The 3,545-nt window shown below is 37.4% G+C and carries 3 protein-coding genes; 1 reads left to right on the forward strand and 2 read right to left on the reverse strand.

Translation table 11 applies throughout. The features are described from left to right. Positions 1-42: 42 nt before the first annotated feature. Complete coding sequence (locus tag P364_RS0134165) at positions 43-411, reverse strand: ArsR/SmtB family transcription factor (protein ID WP_024634449.1); 369 nt, start codon at positions 409-411, stop codon at positions 43-45. Positions 412-529: 118 nt separating this feature from the next. Between P364_RS0134165 and P364_RS0134170 the strand changes: the two genes are divergently transcribed. Further along, entirely contained in the window at positions 530-1,588 is a 1,059-nt protein-coding gene (locus P364_RS0134170) for a flavin-containing monooxygenase (RefSeq protein WP_024634450.1), read from the forward strand. A gap of 876 nt (positions 1,589-2,464) precedes the next feature. On the opposite strand, the gene P364_RS37490 is transcribed toward P364_RS0134170, so the two are convergent. After that, a complete protein-coding gene (locus P364_RS37490) occupies positions 2,465-2,689 on the reverse strand; it encodes a hypothetical protein (RefSeq protein ID WP_152532794.1) in 225 nt (74 codons plus the stop codon). Positions 2,690-3,545 lie beyond the last annotated feature (856 nt).

Here is a 3,545-nt window from a genome sequence, read left to right on the forward strand (position 1 = left end):
AACCCTTGTACACGATAGACCTCTTTATTACTGTTTTCTTCTTCATGTTGTTGCATGCAACATCGACTCCTTGCTATGTGTTGAAGCTAAATGAACTAATTGGCGCATGTATTCATCTTCCAGTGAATAAAACGCCAACTTTCCTTCTTTCCTGTATTTAGCTACTCCAAGCTGTTTTAGTGATCGCAAATGGTGAGATGCAGTTGCAAGTGAGGACCCTGTAATATTGGCCACGTCACAAACACAAAGCTCGTCCTCTTCACATAAAGCAAACGCGATCTTCATTCGAGTTTCATCGGCCAGAACTTTAAACATCTTGGCCATGCCCTTTATATCTTGCTGTTCTAATGCCTTTTGTACTTTACGAACTTTAGGCTCGTCATAACAGTAAATTTCACAACTGTCCTTCATAAATATACCCTCCAGTCAATCAAAGTTGTATTTGATTATTGTTACCTTACCATATTATAATTATTCAATCAAACGAAAATTTGATTGAAGTTGATTACTCAATTGAAGGAGGATAACTATGTACGATGTGTTAGTTATTGGTGCAGGACAAGCCGGATTAGCCACAGGGTATTACTTAAAACAAACGGGTTTAAACTTTATGATTTTGGACTCTGCACCATCAATAGGCGATTCTTGGCGTCGCCGATACGAATCACTCCATCTCTTCACACCTCGCATGTATGATGGATTACCAGGAATGTTGTTGAATGGGGATCAAAATGGTCTACCGAGTAAAGATGAGATTGCAAGTTATCTTGAATCATATGCAAATCACATGGAGTTACCCATCATGTTGAAATGTTTAATTAAACGACTTCGTAAGAAGGATAAACACTTCATAGTAGAATCATCCAATGGTGGTATAATGGAGGCGCGTAAAATTATCGTTGCAACAGGCCCTTTCCAAGTCCCCAATATCCCGCCCTTTTACAAGTCCTTTTCAGATGAAATTATCCAGTTGCATTCTTCAGAATACTTAAATCCGGAACAGTTAAGACCTGGAAACACGGTGGTTGTTGGTGGAGGAAACTCTGGTGCTCAAATAGCAGTGGAGCTGGCAAAAGATCAAAATAGAAACAACTCAATATACATATCCATAGCACGGGAGATTGCGTTTAAGCCTTTGTACATTATGAATCGAAGCATCTTCTGGTACTTTGAAAAACTCGGGTTTCTCCGTGCTAAGACTCAGAGTCCAGTTGGTAGATGGTTAAAAAACCAGACTGAGCAAGTATATGGATATGATCTGAAACGACTAATTAAAAGCGGAGAAGTATGTGTTGCTCCTCGGGCACTGAACGCTAGTGGCAACTATATTACATTTGAGGATGGGACTCAGATCAAGGTGAATAATATAATTTGGGCTACTGGATTCAGGCGAGATGACCAATGGATTGATATACATGACGCATTTAATTTGCATGGCCAAATTCAACATACTGAAGGTGTTTCCCAGGTTGCTGGATTGTATTTTGTCGGGCTACCTTGGCAAAGTTCTAGGGGTTCAGCCTTATTGGGTTGGGTAAAATATGATGCTCAAAAAATTGTAAGCCATCTAAATGCAACTTTTAATTAGAAAATGCTTCTGTTTTCACTAACGGTTGAAAATAGGGATCGGTGCAGAAAAGCTACGATCCTTTTTTTATACCTTTACGGACATTCAACTACCCTTCGTTAGCTTAATGATTTAACGAAGAAAAGACCGATTAGTTATATTCCTAATCGGTAATAAGACCATGTTCTTGTCCAATACAGTAATCGGTTCAAGTTCTTGTCCCTCTACAAGTACAAGTCAGGACAAAGTACGATCTAGATAATATTTTCACTCTTTGATACAAAAGCACATTCGCCATCCTCTACATTTCTTTGCTAAAGTGCTTATTGACGAGCTTGTTATATCCATTTCAAATGGGATTAAAGTTCCAGTTGATATACTTCCGAGTATTGAAGCTGGTCTTTTGATCATAATCCAGCCTTCAGCGTTTTAGTCACTCAAAAGAGACCCACCACTTCCACTTTAGATATTCACCTAATCGGTAATAGGACTATGTTCTTGTCCATTCCGGCGATCGGTACAAGTTATTGTTCCTCGACAACCCGGTCTCAGATTTCATAATAAAAAAAATAAAACAAAAAAGCCGCTATAATAGCGACTTTGAATGGGACAAGAACTTGTACCTTTGTCAGCATCGTTGTTTACTGTTTTCATCCCCTATCGATCTCATTAATTAATTTAATAAGTGACTCCGTTTTTTCAACTGATATTTTGTACCCAGTGTCCGTATCATCTTTATTCATGTACATCGCATTACTTTTCTTCGTTTTGTCGTTAATATTGATCCATAAATAACACGAAATTTCATTACCATCGTTCTGAATGGTCACTTCATAATTTGGAGAAGCTACATTAGCTATTCCGCTTATTTTTTGAATCCTTAATCGCATCAGTAAACTATGTGGTGTTCGAAGAATCTTCAACTTCAAGGATTACATCCTTTTGAGTATGAAGCTTGTATTCCTGAATTGTTGTGCGTATCGGTAATTTATTAATTATGATTTTCCCTTGAATTGCTCTTTCGGTACCAGAACTCCCCTCAATTTTTTCACTCGTTGTATTACAAGCGACACTTACCAGCATAAACACAACAAGCAAAAATAAAACACTTGTTTTTCGCATCTTTAGAACCCACTTCCAAATTTAATTGTATTACCTTAAAAGACGTTACATAATTGAAAAACATTTCTGGAAAAGGATATTTTCTCAAATGTTTATTCTTCATTTATTCCTATAAAATGATTTTTTTACATACATCGGCCATTTCAATTCCTTCAAAATTTCTTGCTTATTGGTGTTAGATTAATTATAAACCTTCTGCAAAATGAAAATAACACCCTTTATAACGAGTTCGCACAGATAGGATATCAGTACTTCACATCTTACAAAGAGTGTTTACGTCAATAGTACTTACGCGATTGAACCTTGTACCAACAGGTAAGTGCAGTGGTGGGTAAGCTTTTCTTATCATCTGATTTTTTTAGTCCACACTAAAATTTCCCACGCTATTTATGGATACGATTCTTCATGACTAAAACGAACTATCCTGCCTTAGTTTAATGAATTGAAGGCAAGATGACGATTAGATACACGCCTAATCGGCAATAGGAACATGTTCTTGTCCAACACGGTAATCGGTACAAGTTCTTGTCCTCAGCAGCTATTTTCAGTCAGATAAGTCGCCTTATTAATACCGAGCAACCGTCTTTAACCTCTCACCTTGTCAGTTGTCACATAACAATGTGAACATGTTCATGTTTTATGATACTTAATGAAGCTTTAAGTGCATGTGATCGATATTTAGATATCCATCTAATCGGCAATCGGACTATGTTCTTGTCCATTTCGGCAATCGGTACAAGTTCTTGTCCATGGCTCGGGACAAGAACTTGTACCGATAAAATAAAATAGCCGCTAAAATAGCGACTTCAATGGGACCATGTACTTGTCCCTCGACATTATCACCCTTATATAAATT

Source organism: Paenibacillus sp. MAEPY2 (assembly GCF_000499205.1).
Taxonomy (GTDB): domain Bacteria; phylum Bacillota; class Bacilli; order Paenibacillales; family Paenibacillaceae; genus Paenibacillus; species Paenibacillus vandeheii.

Bases quoted from the DNA above. Each gene is read 5' to 3' on its own strand.
- P364_RS0134165 (WP_024634449.1), bottom strand. From the start codon at position 411: ATGAAGGACAGTTGTGAAATTTACTGTTATGACGAGCCTAAAGTTCGT.
- P364_RS37490 (WP_152532794.1), bottom strand. From the start codon at position 2,689: ATGCGAAAAACAAGTGTTTTATTTTTGCTTGTTGTGTTTATGCTGGTA.
- P364_RS0134170 (WP_024634450.1), top strand. From the start codon at position 530: ATGTACGATGTGTTAGTTATTGGTGCAGGACAAGCCGGATTAGCCACA.